The following is a 21,125-nucleotide window of genomic DNA, read 5'->3' on the forward strand; positions in this document are numbered from 1 at the left end:
GCGGGACCGTCCCGGGTGAAGTAATCAGCCGGGCACGTCGGCGACGATACCGACGGGGCGGTTGTGAATACTGTAGCGATGCCAGACGACTACCAGGTTGGGCGCGGAATCGCCGACATCACCGGCGAGCCGGCCGAGTGCGGAATGCTCGGCTACGGCGTGGCCTCACAGCAGACCGACGGACTGCACAACCGGCTGCGCGCGCGGGCGTTCGTCATCGCCGACGCGGCCGCCGGCACCCGGCTGCTATTGGTGGTCTGCGAGGTGCCGCTGCTGCTGGAAAGCGTGCACCACGACGTGCTCGAACGCCTGGCCGCGACCTATGGCGACCTGTACACGTTCCACAACGTGATGCTGACGGCGACGCACACCCATTGCGGCCCTGGCGGTTACTCCGACCACCGGCTCTACAACTCGAACACCAACGGGTTCCGGCACCAGACCTTCAACGCGATCGTCGATGGGATCTGCGAAGCCGTCGACGGGGCGCACGCCGACCTGGCTCCCGCCAGCTTGAGTCTTGCCGTGGGCCGCCTGCACGACGCCAGCAGCAACCGTTCGCCGTCGTCGTTCGCCCGCAACCCCGAGCCCGAACGCGCCCACTTCCCGGACAAGATCGACCCGCAGACCACCTTGCTGCGCATCGAGCGCGACGGCCGGCTGGTCGGTGCGGTGAACTGGTTCGCCACCCACGGCACGTCCATGACCAACCGCAACACGTTGATCAGCGGGGACAACAAGGGCTACGCCGCCTACCAGTGCGAACGCCTGGACCACGGCGTCGACTATCTGGCAGCCACGCCACCGGACTTCATCGCGGCCTTCGCCCAGACCAACTCCGGCGACATGTCGCCGAATCTGAACCATCGCCCCGGCAGCGGCCCCACCGAGGACGAGTTCGAGAACACCCGAATCATCGGGTCCCGCCAAGCCGCCGCGGCCACCGAACTGACGCTGGGGCACGGCACCGAGGTCACCGGGGGCCTGGACGCCCGCACCACCTACGTCGACCTCACGAATTTCGAGGTTAGGCCCGAGTTCACCGGCGACGGCCGGACCCACCGCACCGGGCCCGCGATCGCGGGCGCGTCGTGCCTGGCCGGCACCGACGAGGGTGCCGGCCCGTTGTACCCCGTGTTCAAGCAGGGCCGTAACCGCTTCTTCGACGGCCTGGTCGCCAACACGGTCTTCCGGCTCTCCCCCCGACTGCGCGACGCGCAGGCGCCGAAGGGCGCGGTAGGGCCGGGAACCCGGCTCAACAAGGCGCTGTCGATGCTGATGCCCGAGGGCGGACCGGTGCAGCTGCTGCGCATCGGGCAGCTGTACCTGATCGGCATTCCGGCCGAAGTGACCATCGTGGCAGGTCTGCGGTTGCGCCGCACGGTGGCCGAGATCGTCGGCGCCGAACTGCGAGACGTGCTGGTGGCGGGCTACAGCAACGGCTATCTGCACTACGTCACGACGCCGGAGGAATACGACGAGCAGCGCTACGAGGGTGGCAGCACGCTGTTCGGGCGCTGGGAGCTGCCCGCACTGCAGCAGGTGGTGGCCGAGCTGGCCACGGCGATGCGGGAGCAGCGGCCGGCGCCCGAAGGCCGGCGCCCCGCCGAGCCGTCCCGCCGGCGGCGGTCACGTCGCCGGGCAAAACCGGATGCACTGGCCGCCGGTCAGCGGTTCGGCGATGTCTTGGAAGCTCCACAGCCGGCGTACCTTCCGGGTGCCACGGTCTCGGCGGTGTTCGCCGGCGCGTACCCGAACAATGATCTGCACCGCGGCGGCACCTATGTGCGGGTGGAGCAGCAGAGCGGCGACGGGTGGACCACCGTCGCCGACGACAGCGACTGGTCGACGACCTTCCGCTGGCGACGCGCCGGCCGGCGCGGGTCGACCATCGCCGTGACCTGGACGGTTCCCGACGACACCGCTGCTGGGCGGTACCGGCTTCGCTATGACGGCGACGCGTTGGACCGAGACGGGCGTATCAGTGCGTTCACCGGGGCCACCGAGCCGTTCGAGATCTCACCAAAGCGTTAATCGGCCGCCCAAGAGGCCTTAACTTCGCCGCATAACGTCGGGAAACATCGAGGTCGGCACAGCTGCCGACAACGATCGACATGGAAGGCGGGGGCTGGCATGGCAATCGAGATCACCACACGAGGCACTGCTCGGATCAACCCGGTCGTCGAGTGCGGCGAGGCGCAGATTCGGGCGCACTACCGTCACCTCGCGACGGTGATCGCGATCCGGGGCCGGATCGATGCCAGCAACGTGGACCAGCTCAGCGAACACGCCCGGCGCTTCGTCCTTGCGAAGGAGCCGCTGGTGCTCGACCTGAGCGGGGTCACCTCGTTCGCCGCCGCCGGCATCTGGCTGCTGTGCGTCCTGGACGGCGACTGCCGTGCCGCGGGCGTGGAGTGGACCCTCATCGAGAGCTCGCCGGTCCGGGAACTGCTCGGCGACTTCGACGAGGACGCCATGTTCCCGACGTCACGCTCGGTGGACCAGGCGCTGCACGCCCTTGCCGACGGCAACGACCAGCGCCGCCAGATGCTGCTGCCGCTGTTCCAGAAGTCGGCCTGAGATAGGTCGGAGCCTCGCCACCGCCCTGCGCTGGTGGCCGCCGGTCGGCGTGCTGGCGACATTGGCCCTCGGCTGGGCGGTGGGCCGCGGCTCGACACCCATCGATAACTGGTTCAGTCACGCCACCTTCACCCTGATCGGCGAGCAGCCCCGGTGGCTGCTGATCTTCACCAGCGGCTGGTTGGTGTTGGGGGTGACGGTGGCGTGCCTGGCGGTGGCCTTATCGCGCAGGCAGTGGGCTTTGGCGGCCGCGGTGCTGGCCTGCCCGTTCGCGGTCACCGTCGCCACCATGGCACTCAAGCACCTCTTCGACCGGCGTAATGGGCCCTACCTCGAATACCCCAGCGGCCACACCGCGCTGTTGGTGGCGGTGCTGGGCATGATGGTCGTGGTGGCCGGTTCGAAGGTGGCCCGGCCGTGGGCCCTGACCGCAGCCGCGCTGGTCAGCCTGCTGGGCATGCTCGGGTTGGTGGCCTGCGGCTACCACTTCTTCACCGACACCGTGGGTGCGGCGATGCTCGCCACCGCGCTGGTCTGTGGAACGGCTCGGTTAACGTCTGCGCTGTGATCGTGCTGCTGCCCCCGTCGGAGACCAAACGCGCCGGCGGCGACGGACCACCGCTGCGCCTCGATGCATTGGCATCCCCGGAACTCACCGGCCTGAGGGCGGAACTGGTCGATGAGCTGGTGGGTTTGGCCGCTGATCGCGCGGCCAGCCGCAGCGCACTGGGGTTGTCGGCGTCGCAAGACGCCGAGATCGAGCGCAACGCCGCGCTGCGTACCGCTCCCACCGCGCCGGCGATCAACCGCTATACGGGTGTCTTGTACGAGGCACTGGACATCGACTCGCTGCGCGGCGCCGCTGCCGCCCGGGCCGGCGCCCGGTTGGCCGTGGGTTCCGCTTTGTTCGGGCTGTTGCGGGCCACGGATCCGGTGCCCGCCTACCGCCTCTCGGCGTCCTCGAAGCTGCCCGGCCAACCGGGATTGGTCAAGCGCTGGCGGCCGGTTCTGGAACCGGTGCTGGCCGAGATCGCCGCGGCCGAGCTGGTCGTCGATCTGAGGTCCGGTTCCTATGCGGCACTGGCCGCCGTTCCGGGCTCCGTTCGCGTCGACGTGGTCGCCGAGCACCCCGATGGGCGACGAGTCTCGGTGAGTCACTTCAACAAAGCGCACAAGGGCCAATTGGCGCGGGTCATAGCCACCACCAGGACCGAACCCGATGATGCCGCCGCGGTGGCCGCCATAGCTCGGCGGGCCGGGATGCGGGTGGAACGCGACGATCATCGGCTGACGATCGTGGTGGCCGCATGATCGGGAGGCTGGCCGCGATCGCGCTGATCATGGCGGGATCGACTACCGGCCTGGCATCCGCCGCCCCGGCGGTGCCGCCGGTCAGCCCGAAGGCCGGCGCCGCCGGGTTCGTGGATGTCCGCACCGCGGTGCCGGACGCGATCATCGATCTGCGATATGCCACCGCGAACAACTTTGTGGGCGAACAGCTCTACCCGTCCAACGCTCGGTGTCTGGTGCACGAGTCGATGGCGCCGGGGTTGGCCACGGCGGCCGCCGCGCTGCGCAGCCGAGGCCGAATTCTGGTGTTCTGGGACTGCTACCGGCCACACAACGTGCAGGTGCGGATGTTCGAAGTGGTGCCGAACCCGAACTGGGTGGCCCGGCCGGGATCGCTGGCCCGCAGCCACGAGACCGGGCGGTCGGTCGACGTGACCACCGCCGACGCGTATGGGCGGCTGTCGGAGATGGGCACCGGATTCGATGACTTCTCGCCGGCCGCAACGGCATTCGCCGACGGGATCAGCGCTCGCGCCGCGGCCGAGCGGGCCGCCCTGCGTGACGCGATGAGTGCCGGTGGTCTGGCTGTGTATTCGGGCGAGTGGTGGCATTTCAACGGCCCCGGCGCCGACGTGGGGCGCCCGATCCTCGACGTGCCGGTCAATTAGGTGGCGGCGCCGCCAGGTGCCGTTCCACCGATTCGACCTTGCTGTTCATCGCGTCGACCGCGCCATCTCGCCAGTCGGCTTTGATCACGGTACTGACCCGCGGTGAGCGGGCCGCCACCGCTTCCACCGCCCGTTGCACCACAGCCATCGCTTCGGCCCAGGTGTCGCTTTCGATCACGGTGAACATGGAATCGGTGCGATTGGGCAGTCCCGACTCCCGAACGACGCGCACCGCTTCCGCGACGATCTCGCCGACTCCCTCCCCCACACCGAGCGGCGTAACCGAGAACGCAACCAAGACCGACACGCGACTCACCCCTCCCGGAAGGCACCACCGCAAGCCTACTTAGCATCGAGGCCGTGCGAGTTCTGGTCCAGCGTGTCTCATCGGCCCGCGTCAAGGTCGACGGTCAGACGGTCGGCGCGATCGAGCCGGAGGGCCAGGGTCTGCTCGCTCTGGTCGGCGTGACCCACGCCGACGATTCCGCCACGGCGCGGCGGCTCGCCGAAAAGCTTTGGCAGTTGCGCATTCTCGACGATCAGAAGTCGGCAGCCGATGTGGGTGCGCCGATTCTGGTGGTCAGCCAGTTCACGCTCTACGCCGACACCGCCAAGGGGCGGCGGCCATCGTGGAATGCCGCGGCCCCGGGCCCGGTCGCCGAACCTCTGGTCGCCGAGTTCGCCGAGGCACTGCGAGGCTTGGGCGCGCAGGTGGCGACCGGGCAGTTCGGGGCGCATATGCAGGTGGAACTGGTCAACGACGGACCGGTGACGGTGCTGCTCGAGCTCTGACGCGAAACCGCTCTACGCCCGGTGCCGTGGACGTTAACGTGGCCCGATGAATACAGCCGCCAAGGTCCGTTGTGGTGTGTACGCCGCGATCGCCGTCGCTGCGCTCGTCGCCACCTGGAGCCAGAATCTGGCCTACGACGGATCAGCCTTCCTTTCCCGGTTCCTGCCGGACACCGCCGTGACACCGGCGTCGCGCTCGATCACCGCTGACATCCTGATGCTGTTTCTGTCGGCGGCGGTGTTGATGGTCGCCGAAGCCCGCAAGCACAACGTGCGGTTCGTCTGGGCCTATATCTTCGGCGGCTTCCTCACTGCCATCAGTTTCACGTTCCCGTTGTTTCTGATCGCCCGCGAACGTCGGCTGGCCGCCGAAGGCGCGGCGTCGGCGCGACTGGGTGCCGTCGACATCGCGCTGCTGGCCGTGGTCGGGCTGGTGTTGGCTGGCTTCACCCTGTGGGTCGATACGCGGTAGGGCCGCGACGGTCGGCGTTCCGCAGTGGCCACGGCTATCCACAGTTGGCGATCCTGTCAACAGACCTTGATCAGCCGGCTCCCCTGTCAGACCATCGAACTATTGTTCGATACATGGGTAGGAATGCGATCGCGGATCGGGACACCCTTCTGGGGTGCCTGGACGCGATCGAGGCCGCCTATGCCCAGCTCGAACAGTGCTCGCTGGATGCCTTGAATGCCGAGGAGTTGGTCGCGGTGCTGGCCCGCCGGGAAGCGTTGGCGTGGCGGGCACCGGTGGTCGATCACCGGATCCTGGCCCGGCTGGTCACCGACGGCGATCCCGGCGCTTTGGGGGCATGCTCGCTGACCAAGGCATTGGCCGAGCGGTTGCGGATCAGCAGCGCGAGCGCGCGGCGTCGATTAGCGGAGGCCGCTGAGTTGGGTCCACGCGCCGCGGTGACCGGGGAACCCTTGGAGCCGGCCTTGCCGGAACTGGCCGCCGCACAGGCTATGGGTCGGATCGGGCCGGAGCATGTGGTGATCGCCCGCAAGGCGTTGGCGAAAATACCGGCCACGGTCAGCGCTACCTATCGCCAGCGGGCCGAGCGTGACCTCGCAGTGCTGGCGGGCCAATTCGGGCCGGAAACCTTCCAGCGCCTAGCCGAGCATCTGGTGGCCGTCCTGGACCCGGATGGGGATTTCACCGACCGGGAACGCCTGGCCCGGCGCGGGCTGCGACTCGGCCGGCAAAGCATCGATGGGATGAGTTCACTGTCGGGGCGCATCACCCCGGAGCTGCGCGCCACCCTGGAACCGATCCTGGCCAAACTCGCCGCCCCCGGTATGTGCAATGCCGCCGACGAACAGCCCTGTGTCAGCGGCGCCCCATCCCAGCAGCAGATCCAGCGTGATGATCGCCGACCCGATCAACGAACCCACGACGCCCTACTCGCCGCTTGCCGCGCAGTGCTCGCCTGCGGGGACCTCGGCCAACTCAACGGGCTGCCGGTGACCGTCATCATCTCGACCACCCTGGCCGAGCTACACGCCGCAGCCGGCCACGCACCGGTGATCGACTCCGCCGCCACCGGCAAGGCCCACACCGCCGGAGGGTCACTGTTGCCGATGACCGATCTGTTGCGGATGGCCGGGCACAGTTACCACTACTTGAGCGTGTTCGACGGCAAGGGCCGGGCGCTCTGGCTGGGGCGTAGCAAGCGGCTCGCCTCAGCGGATCAGCGCATCGTGCTGCATGCCCGAGATCGCGGCTGCACGCGACCCGGTTGCACCGTATCGGGGTATTTATCCCAGGCGCATCATCTCGAACAGGACTGGGCCCACAACGGACAAACCGACGTCGACGCCCTCGCGTTGGCGTGTGCACCCGATAACCGGATGGCGACCGAGCAAGGCTGGACCACCACCCTCGGAGACGACGGGCGCGTCGCATGGATTCCCCCACCGAAACTTGAACGCGGCCAACCCCGAACCAATCCCTTTCATTTCATCGAAGCCGTCATCGACTACCACACCCGGGCCAACCCAAAGCCTGACAATGATGGCGATCTGCCCGAGGAACAGCCACCGCGCATCGACGATTGGCCCGCAGCTGGGTGACTGCCGCAGCACTAACGGGGGCTCGGCGGCGCTGGCACGCTCGCCGAGACCGGGGACAGATAGACGCCTATAAGAGTGCGATGCCACCAGGCCCCGTCCCGTCGCCGCTCGGCCCACGTGGTGAAGCGGTACTCGTAGAGCAGAATCCGGACGAAATATGGTGGACTATCCGGAAATGGGTTGTAGCGCAACAGACGTAACGTGTCCCGGTCGTTGCGCAGTAACCGCTGCAGCAGCGCATCACGCCACGCCAACCCGTACCGGGGCGAGAGCGCGGCGAACCACATCAGCCAGTCCAGGCGAAGATGGTAGGGCGCCCATTGATGCGGAAGTCGGTCCACTGCACCGGGTTTTCCCTTGAACTCGTACTCCTGCCAGACGGTTCCCTCGGTGGGATCCGCCTCCGCCGTTCCCTCGATCACCAGCTCCCGACGGGAGCGGCCAACAGTCCCGAACGCGCCGTAGCTGTTGACCAGATGAAGCGGGTTGAAGCTGGCATTCATGCGCTGATTGCGCGATGCCATGTTGCGCACTGGCCAGTAGCTCAGTACCACGACCGCTGCCGCGTACACCATCACCAGCGCGGCGAACCACGTCGGGGCATTAGGCATCTCCGGGGGCTTCAGTCCCGAAATCGTTCCAGTGAACCACGATTCGTCGAGAGCCCCGGCGGCCAAAACGATCGTGATCCAGTTCAGCCAGGCGAAGTTGCCCGAGGCCACCAGCCACAACTGGGTGACGATGATGATCGCGGCGGCCACGCCTGCAATGGGCTGCGGAGCGAACAACCCGAACGGCACCGCCAGTTGAGCGACGTGGTTACCCGCGGCCTCTATGCGGTGCAACGGTTTGGGCAGCTGGTGGAAGAGCCAGCTCAACGGGCCGGGCATCGGCTGGGTCTCGTGGTGGTAGTAAAGGCAGGTCAGGTCGCGCCAGCAAGAATCGCCCCGCAGCTTGATCAGGCCAGCGCCGAACTCGATGCGGAACAGCAGCCAACGGGACAGCCACATGATGAGCACTGGCGGTGCAACGCGGTCGTTGCCCAGGAAGACGGCCAGCAACCCGCTTTCCAGCAGAATCGACTCCCAGCCGAACGCGTACCACGTCTGGCCGACGTTGACGATCGACAGATACAGCCCCCACAACAGCAGCCAGAGGGCCATCACCGCCCACAGCGGAACCAGTTCTCCAGCGCCCACCACCAGAGCCGCGGCCAGTCCCGCACCCAGCCAGCACACGAAAGCAAAGAACCGATCCGAGTAATGCAGATGAAAGATGCTGGGTGTCAGTCGAAACGGGCGGCGTCGCAGATGCTGCGGTACCGGCGTCATGCCGTGTTCGCCGATCAGGGCGCGGAACTGCCGTGCGGCGGCCACAAAGGCGATGACGTAGATGGCCGCGATCCCGCGTTCGAGGACCAGCCGTCCCAGCCAGTACCCGGAACCGCTCAACCACGCCCACTGTGTGCTCACACCTGCAACTCCTCGGTGTGATGTTCATACCACCGGTCGGGGCAGGAATCAGCCGGTTGACAGTGCGCGGTACAGCAGATGCATGGCCACCGTCGTCGAGCGTTCCCGGACGTCGGCCCGGTCCCCAGGCAACCTGGTGGTCCGCGTGGTCATCCGGCCGTCACCGAGCGCCACACAGAAGCACACCGTGCCCACCGGTTTGTCCGGCGTTCCGCCGCCGGGCCCGGCAATGCCGGTGATCGCCACGGCGGTGTCGGCACCGAAGCGGCGCAGCGCACCGGCGGCCATGGCCTCGGCCACCGGCTCGGACACCGCACCGTGTTCGGCGATCAATGCGGCGTCGACGCCGAGCAGTTCGATCTTCGCCTCATTGGAATAGGACACCACCCCGCCGGCCAAGTAATTCGAGGCGCCCGGTGGGTCGGCCAGCCGACCCGCCAGCAGGCCCGCGGTGCAGGATTCGGCGGTCGCGATCTGTCGACCGGACAACAACGCCGCCACCAGATCGTCGATCTGCGAACCGTCTTCGGAAAAGATCGCGCGCGAATGCCGCTCACGGAGCAATGCGAGCAACTGGTCGTAGGCGCCGGCGGCGTCCGGTTCGTAGCGCGTGACGATCTCCAGTTCACCGCGGCGCAGGCAGGTGGTGATCTCCAGCCGGTGGAAATCACCGATGACATCCTGCGCGTGGCGCAGCGTGTCAGCCAGGCCGGATTCGGGCAAGCCGAACATCCGGATCATCTGCTGCTCGTAATGCGTCCGCCCGGCCAGCGCCTCCTTCACCGCCGCCGTCTGTATCGCCTTGTGCCACATCGGCTGCAGCTCGCGAGGTGGTCCCGGCAGCACCACAACTGTCGGCGTGCCGGGCACCACCACGCCGGGCGCGGTGCCTACCGGGTCCAGGATCGTCGCGCCGGCCGGGACCATCGCCTGTTTGCGATTGGCTGCCCGGACCGTCGCGAAATCCGGAGCGCCCGGACCCGTGTAGCGCGCCATCATGGGTTTGATGATGTCGGCGATCCGGGCTTCCAGCTCGTCGTCGAGCACGACGTCACGACCGCAGAACCTGGCGACGGTCTCGACCGTCAGATCGTCGGCCGTCGGCCCCAGGCCGCCGCTGGTGATGATCAAGTCCACACCCTCGGCGGCCAGGAACCGCAGCTGACTCTCGATGTCCCTGGGCCGGTCGCCACAGATCGTGATGTGCGCCAACTCGACTCCCAGTTCCAGGAGCCGATCAGCCAACCACGGTCCGTTCCGGTCGGTCACACGTCCGGTGAGTACCTCGGTACCGGTGACGACGATTCCTGCGCGTGCGCTCACCGGTCCGAGATTACGCAGTCAGCGTCAGGGCAAGCCCGGAATCAGCATGACCTCCATCGGCGACGCCGGAGCAACCGGAACGGTCGGCAGATACCCGGTGGGTGCGAACGCCGTCGGCGCCGCCGCCACCGGCGCCGGACCGCCGAAGTTCGGCATCGGGAACGGCAGGACCGAGCTCAGGCTCGCCGGAAGGTTCCCCAAACCGGGCAGGCCGGTGGCCGAGGCCTGCTGCTGCGGCATCGCACTCGGCGACGGCGGCACGTTGAAGGTCGCGGTCGCCAGCGGTGCTTGGCCCGGCGTCGCGGGCGGAGCGAAGGTGGTGCCGCTCAAGGCCGACGTAGTGGTCTGCAGCAATTGCTGCGGGAGGCTCGTCGAGGACGCGACCATCTGCTCGACCACGCCGGGCAGCCCCGGGTTGATCGGCACCGTGTCGGCGTTGGCGGTGGCGCTGGACGCCAGCGCGGCAATGAACAGTCCCGCCGCGGCGCCGGCCGCGGCGGTCAGGTACTTACGGATTCGTGACATGGCTTTTCCCCAATCCCAACAACTACAAGGTCGGGACCGAAGTTAGCCGTGTGAAAACTGATGCCTGTGTGACACGAGGGGCGTTTATGCAACCGTTGCGAACCGGAGCCGCGGCAGTTACCGAGCCGGCGTCAGCGGGCCAACCAGCTCGCCGTCTTCGCGAGTTCGGTGGTGTAGGCCAGCAGGATGCCGTCCTCGTAGTGGGCCCCGCCATTGATGGTGGTGCTGTCGCGCCAAATCGCGTGAACCTGGTAGATCCCGCGGCTGTAGATATCGACACGCTCACGCTGGGTACGCCGCCAGCCTTGCTGCTCTGCCTTTTCCGACAAAGTTTCCCGCGCGTCGGTCGCGGTGGTCTCACTGGTCATGAAGCCGACCCTCTTTTCGCATAGGCCAAACACGCTATCAGCTGCCCAGATGCCTCCCCCTGTGGCGCGGCGCGACACCAGCCCGGTCGACGAGGCACCGACGTAACATCGACGGCGATGACCGCAGTACCGAGCGATCCGATCGCCGATGTCGCCCGAACCGAACCAGGCGCCCGGATCGGGGCGTTCTTCGACCTGGACGGCACGTTGGTGTCCGGGTTCACTGCCACCGCACATGCCGGCGACCGGATCCGCCGACGCCAAGCCCGTGCCGGTGAAGTGTTCGGCGTCGTCGAGGCTGCCGTGCGGTATCGCCTTGGACGCATGCAATTCGAACGATTGCTGGTGCGCGCGGCGGGTTATCTGCGCGGCGAGTCCATCAGTGAACTCGACGACGTCGGCGCGCGGCTGTTCTCCGACCACATCACCAGCCGGATCTATCCCCACATGCGCGAGATCGTGCGGGCGCATCAGCAGCGTGGCCACACCGTCGTGCTGAGTTCCTCGGCACTGACCATCCATGCCGAACCGGTGGCCCGCTTCCTGGGGATCGCGCAGGTGCTGTGCAATCGCTTCGAGCTCGACGACCGGGGCATCCTCACCGGTGACATCGTCAAGCCCGTGGTGTGGGGGGCGCAGAAGGCGGCCACCGTGCAGGAGTTCTGCACTGCCAACGGGGTCGACCTGGACCAGAGCTTCTTCTACGCCGATGGCGACGAGGACGCCGCTCTGATGGCGCTGGTCGGCCGACCTCGGCCGGTCAACCCCCGGCCCCGGCTGGCGGCGCTGGCCGCCCAGCACGGCTGGCCGGTACTGCGCATCACCGGCCCCGGTCGCACCGGCGGGCGGTCCTGGCGCCGCGCGGCCGATTTCGGGGTGGCGGTGCTGCGCGCATTCTCCACTCGCTGACCTACCCGATGCCCCAAGACACGATTGCCGGTAGTGTTAGGTTTCACCAGCACACCTAGGCCCGACTGGCCTCGTGATGCCGCATCTGGTACTTAATTAGAACACGTTTCACTTCGATCCCACGCCCCGTGAAGGAGTCCGTCATGCACACTCCCCTCTGCGACGAACTCGGCATCGAGTTCCCGATCTTCGCTTTTACCCACTGTCGCGACGTGGTCGTCGCGGTGAGTAAGGCCGGCGGTTTCGGGGTGCTGGGCGCGGTGGGCTTCACCCCGGAGCAGCTCGAGATCGAGCTGAAGTGGATCGACGAGAACATCGGCGACCACCCGTACGGTGTCGACATCGTCATCCCGAACAAGTACGAGGGCATGGACTCCGGACAGTCCGCCGAGGAACTGGCGGAATCGCTGCGCAAGATGGTTCCCCAGCAGCACCTCGACTTCGGCAAGAAGCTCCTCGCCGACCACGGCGTGCCCGTCGAGGGCGCCGACGCGGACAGCCTGCAGCTGCTCGGCTGGACCGAGGCGACCGCAACCCCGCAGGTCGAGGTGGCGCTGCAGCACCCGAAGGTCACGATGATCGCCAACGCGCTCGGGACGCCCCCGGCCGACATGATCAAGCACATCCACGACGCGGGTCGCAAGGTCGCCGCGCTGTGCGGCTCCGCGCGACAGGCCCAGAAGCACGCCGCGGCCGGCGTGGACATCATCATCGCCCAGGGCGGCGAAGCCGGCGGACACTGCGGCGACGTGGGCTCGATCGTGCTGTGGCCCGAGGTGGTCAAGGCGGTCGCACCGGTGCCGGTGCTGGCGGCGGGCGGCATCGGTAGCGGCCAGCAGATCGCCGCGGCGCTGGCGCTGGGCGCACAGGGCGCCTGGACCGGTTCGCAGTGGCTGATGGTCGAGGAGTCCTCGAACACCGAGGCCCAGCACGCGGCCTACATCAAGGCCGGCAGTCGCGACACCGTCCGCAGCCGCTCCTTCACGGGCAAGCCGGCACGGATGCTGCGCAACGACTGGACCGAGGCGTGGGAAGCTCCGGAGAACCCGAAGCCGCTGGGCATGCCGCTGCAGTACATGGTCTCCGGTATGGCCGTGCGTGCCACGAACAAGTACCCGAACGAGAGCGTCGACGTCGCGTTCAACCCGGTCGGCCAGGTCGTCGGACAGTTCACCAAGGTGGAGAAGACCGCGACCGTCATCGAGCGGTGGATTCAGGAATACCTCGAGTCCACCAGCACCCTGGAAGCCCTCAACGAAGCATCGGGCGTCTGATCGGCTACCGCTCGGCGCGTATAAGCGGATGTGCGGCAACGCAGTAGAGGCCGAACACCGCGAAAGGCGCCAACAGCGGTAGCCAAGGAAGCCGCCATGGGAACACCGTCGCGACCAACCCCGCGGCGGTGAACCCGAGGGCGAAGATCGCTGTCGGTAGGGACACCGTGCCGGTGTGCCGCAACGCGAGGTAGCCGACCGCGGCCAGTCCGGCAGCCGCTGCGGAAACGTTGGGCGAATCGGCCAGGCCGATCGCGACGACGAGGAGCAGCACCGCCGTCGTCGCCGCCACGCGCCACCGCAGCCCGAGTAGCACCGCGCCACCGGCCAGCAACGCCGCGGTCGCTGCCATACCCGAGGCACCCCAACCGGCGACTGCAACCATCGCCAGACCGCACAGGCCCGACAGCACCAGCGGCAGGGGCCTGTCGACTCCGGACGAAAGCGTCATCACCGCACCGCCGCGGGCCTGCGCCGCTGCGTCACCACGCGCATCGCCTGCTCCAGCGGCTGTTCGTGCGGCCATGAGGCGACGTCAACGCCGACTGTGGCCATGTCGCGATACATGGCGCTGCGCTGCAACATCCAGATCCGGGCCACCAACGGATCCAGCTCGATCTCGAAGGGCGAGCCGGCCAGCACGTCGACGGCGAGGACCACGTGCCCCCGCTTGCGCAGATCGGTCAGCGCCAACGCGAATTCGGTGTCGAGCAGCGTGGAGAACGCGATGATCAGGGCGCCCGCCGGCACCGCGGCCCGGGGTGCCAACGTTCCGGTTGTCGACTCGATGCCGTCAGCGGCGCCCAGTACTGCATCGACGATGCGATAGAACTGGCGCTGCCCGATCTCCGCGCCGACCCAGCGCGGGTGGCGGCCACCGAGAATGACGACTCCGGCACGATCGCCGTTGCGCAACGCGGTCTGCACCACCTGCGCCGCACCGAGTACCGACCGTTCGGTCGCCTCGGTCGCCGGGCCGGCGGGCTGCGGATACGCGTCGATCAGCACCACGACGTCGGCGCCACGATCGGTCAGCCGCCGGGTCACGTGCAGGCTCCCGCGTCGCGCGCTGACCGGCCAATTCACCGAGCGCAACGGGTCGCCGGGTACGTAGGCGCGGATGTCGGCGTATTCCACACCGCGGCCCGGGTGCCGGGTCAGGTGGGTTCCGACCCGATCGAGCAGGTCGCTGTGCGGGATCGGCGTGGCCTGTGGCGGCGCCGGTGGGAACACGGTGACCTCGGCGACGTCGACGGCTCCCCTCCCGATCAACAGACCGCCCCGGCCCACGGCATCCACGGCGGCGCGAATCGGATAGCGGCCCCAGCGTTCGGCCGTGGCAGTCACCGATTTTCGGCACTCAGCCGCGGTGGATGTCTCGGCGATCTCGAGTGTGAGCGCCGGATGCGCCGTCACCGCCAGACCCAGGTCGATCAGATCGGGGTCCGATGCCGTTGCGCCGACGGTCAATTCGACCGACTCGGTTTCGAAGCAACGTTGCTCCGCGGGCGTGGCCTGCACGCGCAGCGCCGGAATTCCGCGCTGACTGTTCAGCGAGCACAGCACTGCGAGCAGCGGCGCGGCGAAAGCGATCAGCTGCCAACGCGATGCACCCACCGCCACCACCAAGGCCAGCGCGGCACCGGTGGCCAGCGCCTTGGCCAATGACGAAGCCCGCCAATGCATGACAACATCCACCTCATGGAAGTCGGAGGCATGCGTCACGTCGGCGTCGCCTCCGGAGTTCGCGGCACCGGCAGCCGCCGCAGCAGCTCCTCCACCACATCGGAGCCCTGGACGCGCCGTACCCACATCTCCGGCCTCAGCGTGATCCGATGCGCGATCGCCGAGGTGGCCAGCGCCTTGACGTCCTCAGGGATCACGTAGTCGCGGCCGAGCAGCAGGGCGCGGGCCCGGGCGAGCTGGACCAGGTCGAGTTCCGACCGCGGGCTGGCGCCCACGGCCACCTGCGGATGGCGCCGGGTCCCGGTCGCCAGCGCCACCACGTAGCGCAGCACGTCGTCGTGCACGCTGACCTGTTCCACCGATTCGCGCATCGCCACCAGGTCGTCGGCGTCGACCACCTTGCGCACCGTCGGCAAGGCGGCACCGCGATCCAGGCGCCGGCGCAGCATGGCCGCCTCCCCCTGCTCCGAGAGGTAGCCCAGCCGCAGCCTGATCGCGAACCGGTCCAGTTGGGCCTCCGGCAGCGGGTAGGTGCCCTCGTATTCGATCGGGTTGTCGGTGGCCAGCACGATGAACGGCGACGGCAACCGATGTGTGTTGCCGTCGATGCTGACCTGGCCTTCGGCCATCGCCTCCAGTAGGGCCGCCTGGGTTTTGGGTGGTGTCCGGTTGATCTCGTCGGCCAACACCAGGTTGGTGAAGATCGGCCCGCGCCGGAACTCGAAGCGGCCCGAGGACATGTCGTAGATCGTGGTACCGAGTAGGTCGGCGGGCAGCAGGTCGGGGGTGAACTGCACCCTGATGAAGTCCAGTCCGAGCGCGGCCGCGAACGACCGTGCGATCAACGTCTTGCCCAGGCCCGGCAAGTCCTCGATGAGCACATGACCGCCGGCGAGCACCGTGGTCAGAATGAGGGTGAGCGCGGATCGCTTACCCACCACGGCCCGTTCGATCTCGTCGAGCACCGCGGTGCAGCGTTCCCCGGTGGTGGCCGCAGCACCGGACAGCCCGGTGCTCATCGTTGCTCCAGGCGGCACAGGATCTCTTCCAGCACAGCGCGTCCCGGGCCGTGCCCACTGACTCCGGTCGGCGCGACATTGCCCGGATCCACCCACTGCCACAGCTGGTCGCCGAACAGCAGCGCCCCGGTGGCACCGAATGCCGCGGGATCCTTCGTCCGCCCCTGCCCGGTGGAGACCTCGAACCGACGCGCCAGGATCGGCCGCCAACGCCTGTCCCAGTCGGCTCTGGTCGATTCCGACCAGCGGATCCGCGCTTCGGTGCCCGACAGCCACCGGTGCAACGCCTCACCGGCCTCATCGGTGGCCGCCGGGGCGGCGGAAGGTCCCGCGCCTCCCGTGGTCAGCAGGCGCCGGATCCCCACTGCCGGCAGTGCGACGGCAACCCCCGCCGCCCAGAGTAGAAATTGCCGCTGGTGGATCACCAGCGTCACCAGCTCAGCGCCGGTGATCAAGATGATGCCTTGCAGGGCAAGCGTTTTCATCGTTCAGTTCGCAGTTCGTTGAGAACCAGCCGCAGCGCTGCAACCGCGTCAGCACGATCGCTCTCGGTCATCAGGTGGACGCTGAAGCGTGCCTCGGTGAACAGCTCCACCAGCCGGGTCGCGTTGTGCGCCGGCAGGGCATGGTGTTCCACGGCCCGCGCCAGCACTTCGGTAGGTGTGTCGAAGGCGCGCGGCGCGATATCAGGAACCGTGCCGAGGTGTTGTTCCATCACCGCGTAGCAGGCGATGATCGCGGCCCGCGGCTCGCGGCTGCGATCGACGATCCGGGCCGGGCCGAGCTCCGCCGCCCGCGCCAGGTTCTCGTCGGCGCTCGTTACGTCCGCCGTCGGCGGAATCCCGGGGGTCACCGGTGGTGCGGGATCGGGTCGCCGGGCGCGCGCGGCGACGATGACCGTGACGATCACCGCCAGCAGCAGGGTGGCAACGGCCAGTAGATAACCGGACATGCCAGTGGCCGGCCCGCCGGGCACCGCCGGCGAGGGCGGGGCCGGTGCGCCCGATGTGCCCGGCGGCGTCTCACCCGTGCCGGGGACCTGGGCCGGGAGCTCGATACGGCGCCCGATGCCGAACTTCGCCAGCACCAGGACGGTCAGCAGCCAAAACGCCAGCGCCGCCAGCACGATCAGCACCGATCGCCAGACCGGACCGCGGCTCGCTCCGGCGGTTGACGACAGTTGGCCGATGCTGCCGACCCGCGCACGCTGATGACGGGCCCGGTGCACGACAGCGACCGCGATGATGGTGCCCGACACCGCCAGCAGGACCGCCATCACGATCGGTTCGACCGTGCTTGCGGCAGTCGCTCGGCGCGGCTCGGGCGGCGCGCCGGGCAGATATCCGCGCGTCGCGGCACCGGCCGCGAGCAGCAGCACGATCGGGGCGATCACCCGCACGGTCGTGCTGTCGCTACCGGCTCTCACCGGAACACCAGTCATCTGGGTTTCCCGCCGTGGCCGCGGCATTCCCCATACTGGCATGCGCGGGCTGGCAGCGGCCAGGATCGAGCCGAGGGCGACTCGCCGGAAAGACCCGGTGTCGGTTCAGGCCGGTCCGGTCACTCGGACTTCTCGTCGTGTCCGCCGAACTGCTTGCGCATGGCCGAGAGCACCTTCGCGCCGAACTCGAACAGCTGGCGCGAGGCGAATCGCGCGTATAACGCGGTGGTGAGCACCGGGGCGGGTACGCCCTCATCGATGGCGGCGATGACAGTCCACCGGCCCTCGCCGGAATCAGAGACCCGACCGGCGAATTCCTCCAATTGCGGTGACTTCTGCAGCGCACTGGCAGTCAGATCCAGCAGCCAGGAACCGATCACACTGCCCCGCCGCCACACCTCGGTGACCTGCTCGATGTCGATGTCGTAGCGATAGAACTCCGGATTGCTCAAAGGCGCGGTTTCGGCGTCACCCTGCTGATCCTGTTTGCCGATATTGGCGTGGTGCAGGATGTTCAGCCCCTCGGCGATCGAGGCCATCATTCCGTACTCGATGCCGTTGTGCACCATCTTCACGAAGTGCCCGGCCCCCGACGGGCCGCAGTACAGATAGCCCTTTTCCGCTTGCGCGATCTCACCCTCGCGCCCCGGGGTGCGAGGGGCTGCGTCCACCCCCGGCGCCACGGTCGCGAAGATCGGCTCGACGTGGTCGAACGCCGGCCGGTCCCCACCGACCATCAGGCAGTAGCCCCGTTCGCGGCCCCACACCCCGCCACTGGTACCGCAATCGAGTAGATGAATACCCTTGTCAGCCAAGATCTTTGCGTGCGCGATGTCGTCGCGATAATAGGAGTTTCCGCCGTCGATCACGATGTCGCCGGCCGCCAGTGTGCCGGCAAGCTCTTCGATGACGCTCGTGGTGATGGCACCGGCGGGCACCATCACCCACACCACCCGCGGAGCGGAAAGCTCCGCCGCGAGCTCGGCCACCGAGGACACCCCGGTGGTGTTGACCTCGGTGGCCAATGCGCTGACCGCGTCGGCGTTGTGGTCGTAGACGACGCACTCGTGGCCACCGTCGACCATGCGCCGAACGAGATTGGCGCCCATTCGGCCGAGACCGATCATCCCCAGTTGCATGCTGCGTTGCTCCTTACCGTGAGCGGCCGTCCTCCGCTCGAAGCTAACGCACCAGTCTGGACAGAGCCTGACCGGCAGATGCGCCGGGTGCGCTTACCCGACCTGGGCGATCCCCGGTGGGAAGTAGGGGCCAATGCCTCCGGTGTAGATACCGGGCTGCCAGCCCCGCGCGCCCAGGCACAGCAGCGGCAGCCCATCGGGTGATTGCGCGGCCGACTGCGGATTGGGGCACGGCGAACCGATCTCCTGCACCCCGTAGAGCGGGTAGGAGATCTGCCAGAAACCGGTTTCCTTGGCCGGGAACTGGTTGGCGATGAAGTGGCATGCCAGCGCTTGGCCGTTGGGGCCGTGGCCATAGGTAAAGCGCTCCCAGCTGAAGCAGGCGTCGCCCTGGCGCTGGCCATCGACCATGCCCGGCACGTCGCCGGGGTAGGCAGCGGCATCCGGCGCGGCGCTGATAGCGACGGCACTCGCGGCTCCCGCGATGAAAGCAGCTGCAGCTAGTTCACGAATCATTCTTCGCCCTCAGTCTGTCGATCCAGGCCACCCATCGGCGACGCGTCAGAGCCTAACGGGTGGTGGTCGCACGCCATCGCGAATCCGCCGAAACCCTGCGGGCCGGGCCCGCTAAAGTGCCGCGGGTGACCGGAACGCAGTGGCAGCTCGACGCATCGCACGGCCAGCTACTGGTCCGCACCGATGTGGCGGGGCGAGCGGCAAAGATGGGCCATCGGCTCACCATCGTGATGGAGCGCTGGGAAGCAACCGTGTCGTGGTCCGGCGACCGGCCGGCGGCGGTCGAGCTGGTTGTCGAAGTGGATTCGCTGCGGGTGTTGCAGGGCGACGGCGGAATGACGCCGCTGACCGCACCGGAGAAGACGCTGATCCGCAGCAATGCGCTCAAATGCCTCGACAGCAAGAAGCATCGGCTGATCCGGTTCGAGTCCAGCGACATCGCACCGACCGACGACGGGTATCAGCTGACCGGCGAGCTGGAGATCCACGGCCGGCGCAAGCCGCACGTCCTGGAGGTTCGGGTGACCGGCGACCGGCAGGTGAGCGGCGAGAGCCGGGTGCTTCACAGCGACTTCGGTGTGCGGCGCTATTCGATGCTCATGGGAGCGATGCAGGTCGCCGACGAGGTGACGGTGTCCTTCTCGGGGATAATCCCGACCAACGCCTCCGGCGGTGCCTGACTCAGCGGCCGGGTAGGCCGAAGATGTGGTCCCGGACGCGTTCCCGCAATGATGGGACGCCATCCGGAGTCGATTCCTGCAGGTCCGGGTCAGCCGGTGCGTCCCACAGCGAACCGAACTCCGCGGGTGGCTCCTCCGAGGTCTCGGCCGGGGGCGCTGGCGCGGCAGGTGGCGGCAGGGCCGGGGCGGCCGCCGGTGGTGCGGCGGGCACCGCGACGCGCGCCACGGTCGCGTGCTGCGGTCGCGGCAGATCCGGGTCTGCCCGGCCCGGGCCGAGCTGCAGGCTCAACGCGGCGGCCACCGACGCCACCAATGTCACCGCGCCCGCCCCCAACATCAGCAGGGCGGCGGCGTAGGACATCGACCGCACCCGGCGTCGACCGACGTTCCCGGTCGCCAAGCCGGCCGCGGGCGCCTCCAGCCGTGCCGAGGTCAATTCGGCGTGCGGCGCCAGCGTCTGGGCCGCCCCGCGCGCCAGGGCCTGAAACGCTCCGCCCTGGACGAAGACCGGCATCGACAGCGCGGACTCCAACCGGCGCCCGAGCCGGTCCATGCCCCGCAGCGATCCGGCCACCATGAGCACTTCCGGCCGCTGATCGCCCGAGGCCAAGGTGTTGCCCAGCCAGCCGGGCACATCGTCGACGGCGCTGATCGGACACGCCGTGACGATCGGTTCCCCCGATTCGGGGTGGTCGGGCAGGACCAGGGTGGCCACACCCGATTCGACGACACATACCGCGGCCCGTGCGTGTCGCGGGCCGATTCCGCCGGCCAGCGATGCGGCGGCCTGGCTGTAGCGCACCGGAACCACGTGTTCGAAGTCCGCGTCCGCCAGCGACTCGAGCAGCAGTGCAGCCCCGACTGCGGCTTCATCGCTCCAGGTCACCGCCACGCCGTGCAATCGCTCGCTGCGCGAGGCCAGCATGGTGCGGACCCCGGCCGCCACCGCTGACGCCTGGGCCGCAAGATCCACCGCGTCGACTCCGGCGTCGCCGGCCGCGACACTTATTTCTTCACCGATAACCGTCGGGCAGCCCGAGCCCCCGGCGTCAGCCATGACCCAGCCGATGGTCGACGGCGTGATCGCCAGCCCCAGTACGGTGTCCAAAATCGCGCGCCCCAATCGTCCTGATCTGCGATGTCACCGCGTCTGCTCGGGGCCTTCACCGGGCCCGTCAACGGGATCGGCAGGGCGCCGGAACGGACCGGGGACAGCTCAGGACTGTGTGGTCTTGTCGGCTTACCGGAGGGGAGCCTACGCGTGTCGTCCGGCTTGTCCTAACCGGGTCCGAAGCGAAAATCGGGTATGCTATATGCGAGTCGGATCCCTAGACGGCCGCGTGACTTGCAAATTGCGGCCGTTGCTGCATGTA

24 protein-coding genes are annotated in these 21,125 nt (G+C 68.2%); 11 read left to right on the forward strand and 13 right to left on the reverse strand.

Features of this window, described 5'->3' with window-relative positions:
- Nucleotides 1–78: 78 nt before the first annotated feature.
- The 5 genes from ACJH5R_RS06680 to ACJH5R_RS06700 all read left to right on the forward strand — a co-directional run bounded on the left by ACJH5R_RS06680 (nt 79) and on the right by ACJH5R_RS06700 (nt 4,538).
- Nucleotides 79–2,034 carry a neutral/alkaline non-lysosomal ceramidase N-terminal domain-containing protein gene (locus tag ACJH5R_RS06680; RefSeq protein ID WP_406781520.1) on the forward strand — a complete coding sequence of 652 codons (1,956 nt, stop codon included), beginning with the start codon at nt 79–81 and terminating at the stop codon, nt 2,032–2,034.
- 99 nt (nt 2,035–2,133) lie between these two features.
- The gene (locus tag ACJH5R_RS06685) at nt 2,134–2,580 is read left to right on the forward strand and encodes an STAS domain-containing protein (protein ID WP_406757097.1); all 447 of its coding nucleotides are present in this window, start codon (nt 2,134–2,136) and stop codon (nt 2,578–2,580) included.
- A 49-nt stretch (nt 2,581–2,629) separates the two neighbouring features.
- On the forward strand, nt 2,630–3,148 hold the full coding sequence (locus ACJH5R_RS06690; RefSeq protein WP_406757098.1) for a phosphatase PAP2 family protein: 519 nt from the start codon (nt 2,630–2,632) through the stop codon (nt 3,146–3,148).
- Entirely contained in the window at nt 3,145–3,891 is a 747-nt protein-coding gene (gene yaaA, locus ACJH5R_RS06695; protein WP_406781521.1) for a peroxide stress protein YaaA, read from the forward strand. The genes ACJH5R_RS06690 and yaaA overlap by 4 nt, the downstream gene beginning before the upstream one ends.
- Nucleotides 3,888–4,538, forward strand: coding sequence for a M15 family metallopeptidase (locus ACJH5R_RS06700; protein ID WP_406781522.1), 651 nt, complete (start codon nt 3,888–3,890; stop codon nt 4,536–4,538). Before yaaA ends, ACJH5R_RS06700 begins: the two co-directional genes overlap by 4 nt.
- Here ACJH5R_RS06700 and ACJH5R_RS06705 read toward each other — a convergent pair.
- Nucleotides 4,531–4,845, reverse strand: coding sequence for an MTH1187 family thiamine-binding protein (locus ACJH5R_RS06705; RefSeq protein WP_406781523.1), 315 nt, complete (start codon nt 4,843–4,845; stop codon nt 4,531–4,533). The two genes, ACJH5R_RS06700 and ACJH5R_RS06705, sit on opposite strands and share 8 nt — an antisense overlap.
- 53 nt (nt 4,846–4,898) lie before the next feature.
- Between ACJH5R_RS06705 and dtd the strand changes: the two genes are divergently transcribed.
- The 3 genes from dtd to ACJH5R_RS06720 all read left to right on the forward strand — a co-directional run bounded on the left by dtd (nt 4,899) and on the right by ACJH5R_RS06720 (nt 7,400).
- On the forward strand, nt 4,899–5,330 hold the full coding sequence (dtd, locus tag ACJH5R_RS06710; protein ID WP_406781524.1) for a D-aminoacyl-tRNA deacylase: 432 nt from the start codon (nt 4,899–4,901) through the stop codon (nt 5,328–5,330).
- Nucleotides 5,331–5,376: 46 nt separating this feature from the next.
- Nucleotides 5,377–5,802, forward strand: coding sequence for a DUF2834 domain-containing protein (locus ACJH5R_RS06715; RefSeq protein ID WP_406781525.1), 426 nt, complete (start codon nt 5,377–5,379; stop codon nt 5,800–5,802).
- Nucleotides 5,803–5,915: 113 nt separating this feature from the next.
- Nucleotides 5,916–7,400 (forward strand): HNH endonuclease signature motif containing protein, encoded by a 1,485-nt coding sequence (locus tag ACJH5R_RS06720; protein WP_406781526.1) that lies wholly within the window; start codon nt 5,916–5,918, stop codon nt 7,398–7,400.
- A gap of 11 nt (nt 7,401–7,411) precedes the next feature.
- Here ACJH5R_RS06720 and ACJH5R_RS06725 read toward each other — a convergent pair whose 3' ends face one another.
- The 4 genes from ACJH5R_RS06725 to ACJH5R_RS06740 all read right to left on the reverse strand — a co-directional run bounded on the left by ACJH5R_RS06725 (nt 7,412) and on the right by ACJH5R_RS06740 (nt 11,088).
- Nucleotides 7,412–8,872 (reverse strand): lipase maturation factor family protein, encoded by a 1,461-nt coding sequence (locus ACJH5R_RS06725; protein ID WP_406757105.1) that lies wholly within the window; start codon nt 8,870–8,872, stop codon nt 7,412–7,414.
- A 48-nt stretch (nt 8,873–8,920) separates the two neighbouring features.
- Nucleotides 8,921–10,195 (reverse strand): competence/damage-inducible protein A, encoded by a 1,275-nt coding sequence (locus ACJH5R_RS06730; protein ID WP_406757106.1) that lies wholly within the window; start codon nt 10,193–10,195, stop codon nt 8,921–8,923.
- Between the two features lie 24 nt (nt 10,196–10,219).
- Nucleotides 10,220–10,720 (reverse strand): hypothetical protein, encoded by a 501-nt coding sequence (locus ACJH5R_RS06735; protein WP_406757107.1) that lies wholly within the window; start codon nt 10,718–10,720, stop codon nt 10,220–10,222.
- A 131-nt stretch (nt 10,721–10,851) separates the two neighbouring features.
- Entirely contained in the window at nt 10,852–11,088 is a 237-nt protein-coding gene (locus ACJH5R_RS06740) for a hypothetical protein (protein WP_406757108.1), read from the reverse strand.
- A 117-nt stretch (nt 11,089–11,205) separates the two neighbouring features.
- On the opposite strand from ACJH5R_RS06740, the gene ACJH5R_RS06745 reads away from it, so the two are divergent.
- Together ACJH5R_RS06745 and ACJH5R_RS06750 are read left to right on the forward strand one after the other, a co-directional pair.
- Nucleotides 11,206–11,997 carry an HAD family hydrolase gene (locus ACJH5R_RS06745; protein WP_406757109.1) on the forward strand — a complete coding sequence of 264 codons (792 nt, stop codon included), beginning with the start codon at nt 11,206–11,208 and terminating at the stop codon, nt 11,995–11,997.
- Nucleotides 11,998–12,140: 143 nt separating this feature from the next.
- The gene (locus tag ACJH5R_RS06750) at nt 12,141–13,271 is read left to right on the forward strand and encodes a nitronate monooxygenase (protein ID WP_406781527.1); all 1,131 of its coding nucleotides are present in this window, start codon (nt 12,141–12,143) and stop codon (nt 13,269–13,271) included.
- A 4-nt stretch (nt 13,272–13,275) separates the two neighbouring features.
- Here ACJH5R_RS06750 and ACJH5R_RS06755 read toward each other — a convergent pair whose 3' ends face one another.
- The 7 genes from ACJH5R_RS06755 to ACJH5R_RS06785 all read right to left on the reverse strand — a co-directional run bounded on the left by ACJH5R_RS06755 (nt 13,276) and on the right by ACJH5R_RS06785 (nt 19,072).
- The gene (locus ACJH5R_RS06755; RefSeq protein WP_406781528.1) at nt 13,276–13,722 is read right to left on the reverse strand and encodes a hypothetical protein; all 447 of its coding nucleotides are present in this window, start codon (nt 13,720–13,722) and stop codon (nt 13,276–13,278) included.
- Nucleotides 13,722–14,957, reverse strand: a complete 1,236-nt coding sequence (locus ACJH5R_RS06760) for a DUF58 domain-containing protein (protein WP_406781626.1) — start codon at nt 14,955–14,957, stop codon at nt 13,722–13,724. Before ACJH5R_RS06760 ends, ACJH5R_RS06755 begins: the two co-directional genes overlap by 1 nt.
- 35 nt (nt 14,958–14,992) lie before the next feature.
- Nucleotides 14,993–15,976, reverse strand: coding sequence for an AAA family ATPase (locus tag ACJH5R_RS06765; RefSeq protein WP_406781529.1), 984 nt, complete (start codon nt 15,974–15,976; stop codon nt 14,993–14,995).
- On the reverse strand, nt 15,973–16,461 hold the full coding sequence (locus tag ACJH5R_RS06770; protein ID WP_406781530.1) for a hypothetical protein: 489 nt from the start codon (nt 16,459–16,461) through the stop codon (nt 15,973–15,975). The genes ACJH5R_RS06765 and ACJH5R_RS06770 overlap by 4 nt, the downstream gene beginning before the upstream one ends.
- Nucleotides 16,458–17,402 (reverse strand): DUF4129 domain-containing protein, encoded by a 945-nt coding sequence (locus ACJH5R_RS06775; protein WP_406781531.1) that lies wholly within the window; start codon nt 17,400–17,402, stop codon nt 16,458–16,460. The genes ACJH5R_RS06770 and ACJH5R_RS06775 overlap by 4 nt, the downstream gene beginning before the upstream one ends.
- A 134-nt stretch (nt 17,403–17,536) precedes the next feature.
- Entirely contained in the window at nt 17,537–18,634 is a 1,098-nt protein-coding gene (gnd, locus tag ACJH5R_RS06780) for a phosphogluconate dehydrogenase (NAD(+)-dependent, decarboxylating) (protein ID WP_406781627.1), read from the reverse strand.
- 15 nt (nt 18,635–18,649) lie between these two features.
- On the reverse strand, nt 18,650–19,072 hold the full coding sequence (locus tag ACJH5R_RS06785; RefSeq protein ID WP_406781532.1) for a hypothetical protein: 423 nt from the start codon (nt 19,070–19,072) through the stop codon (nt 18,650–18,652).
- A gap of 125 nt (nt 19,073–19,197) precedes the next feature.
- On the opposite strand from ACJH5R_RS06785, the gene ACJH5R_RS06790 reads away from it, so the two are divergent.
- Nucleotides 19,198–19,752, forward strand: a complete 555-nt coding sequence (locus ACJH5R_RS06790) for a YceI family protein (protein ID WP_406781533.1) — start codon at nt 19,198–19,200, stop codon at nt 19,750–19,752.
- Nucleotide 19,753: 1 nt separating this feature from the next.
- On the opposite strand, the gene ACJH5R_RS06795 is transcribed toward ACJH5R_RS06790, so the two are convergent.
- Nucleotides 19,754–20,860, reverse strand: a complete 1,107-nt coding sequence (locus ACJH5R_RS06795) for a hypothetical protein (protein WP_406781534.1) — start codon at nt 20,858–20,860, stop codon at nt 19,754–19,756.
- Nucleotides 20,861–21,125: the final 265 nt, after the last annotated feature.

Origin of the sequence: Mycobacterium sp. SMC-19, assembly GCF_045310815.1 — a bacterium.
In the GTDB taxonomy this organism is placed as follows: domain Bacteria; phylum Actinomycetota; class Actinomycetes; order Mycobacteriales; family Mycobacteriaceae; genus Mycobacterium.

What these genes read in the sequence shown, in the direction of transcription:
- ACJH5R_RS06740 (WP_406757108.1), bottom strand. Translation starts at nt 11,088, where the DNA reads ATGACCAGTGAGACCACCGCGACCGACGCGCGGGAAACTTTGTCGGAA.
- ACJH5R_RS06685 (WP_406757097.1), top strand. Translation starts at nt 2,134, where the DNA reads ATGGCAATCGAGATCACCACACGAGGCACTGCTCGGATCAACCCGGTC.
- ACJH5R_RS06720 (WP_406781526.1), top strand. Translation starts at nt 5,916, where the DNA reads ATGGGTAGGAATGCGATCGCGGATCGGGACACCCTTCTGGGGTGCCTG.
- ACJH5R_RS06760 (WP_406781626.1), bottom strand. Translation starts at nt 14,957, where the DNA reads ATGCATTGGCGGGCTTCGTCATTGGCCAAGGCGCTGGCCACCGGTGCC.
- ACJH5R_RS06745 (WP_406757109.1), top strand. Translation starts at nt 11,206, where the DNA reads ATGACCGCAGTACCGAGCGATCCGATCGCCGATGTCGCCCGAACCGAA.
- ACJH5R_RS06715 (WP_406781525.1), top strand. Translation starts at nt 5,377, where the DNA reads ATGAATACAGCCGCCAAGGTCCGTTGTGGTGTGTACGCCGCGATCGCC.
- ACJH5R_RS06765 (WP_406781529.1), bottom strand. Translation starts at nt 15,976, where the DNA reads ATGAGCACCGGGCTGTCCGGTGCTGCGGCCACCACCGGGGAACGCTGC.
- ACJH5R_RS06680 (WP_406781520.1), top strand. Translation starts at nt 79, where the DNA reads ATGCCAGACGACTACCAGGTTGGGCGCGGAATCGCCGACATCACCGGC.
- ACJH5R_RS06700 (WP_406781522.1), top strand. Translation starts at nt 3,888, where the DNA reads ATGATCGGGAGGCTGGCCGCGATCGCGCTGATCATGGCGGGATCGACT.
- ACJH5R_RS06750 (WP_406781527.1), top strand. Translation starts at nt 12,141, where the DNA reads ATGCACACTCCCCTCTGCGACGAACTCGGCATCGAGTTCCCGATCTTC.
- ACJH5R_RS06785 (WP_406781532.1), bottom strand. Translation starts at nt 19,072, where the DNA reads ATGATTCGTGAACTAGCTGCAGCTGCTTTCATCGCGGGAGCCGCGAGT.
- ACJH5R_RS06770 (WP_406781530.1), bottom strand. Translation starts at nt 16,461, where the DNA reads ATGAAAACGCTTGCCCTGCAAGGCATCATCTTGATCACCGGCGCTGAG.
- ACJH5R_RS06735 (WP_406757107.1), bottom strand. Translation starts at nt 10,720, where the DNA reads ATGTCACGAATCCGTAAGTACCTGACCGCCGCGGCCGGCGCCGCGGCG.
- ACJH5R_RS06755 (WP_406781528.1), bottom strand. Translation starts at nt 13,722, where the DNA reads ATGACGCTTTCGTCCGGAGTCGACAGGCCCCTGCCGCTGGTGCTGTCG.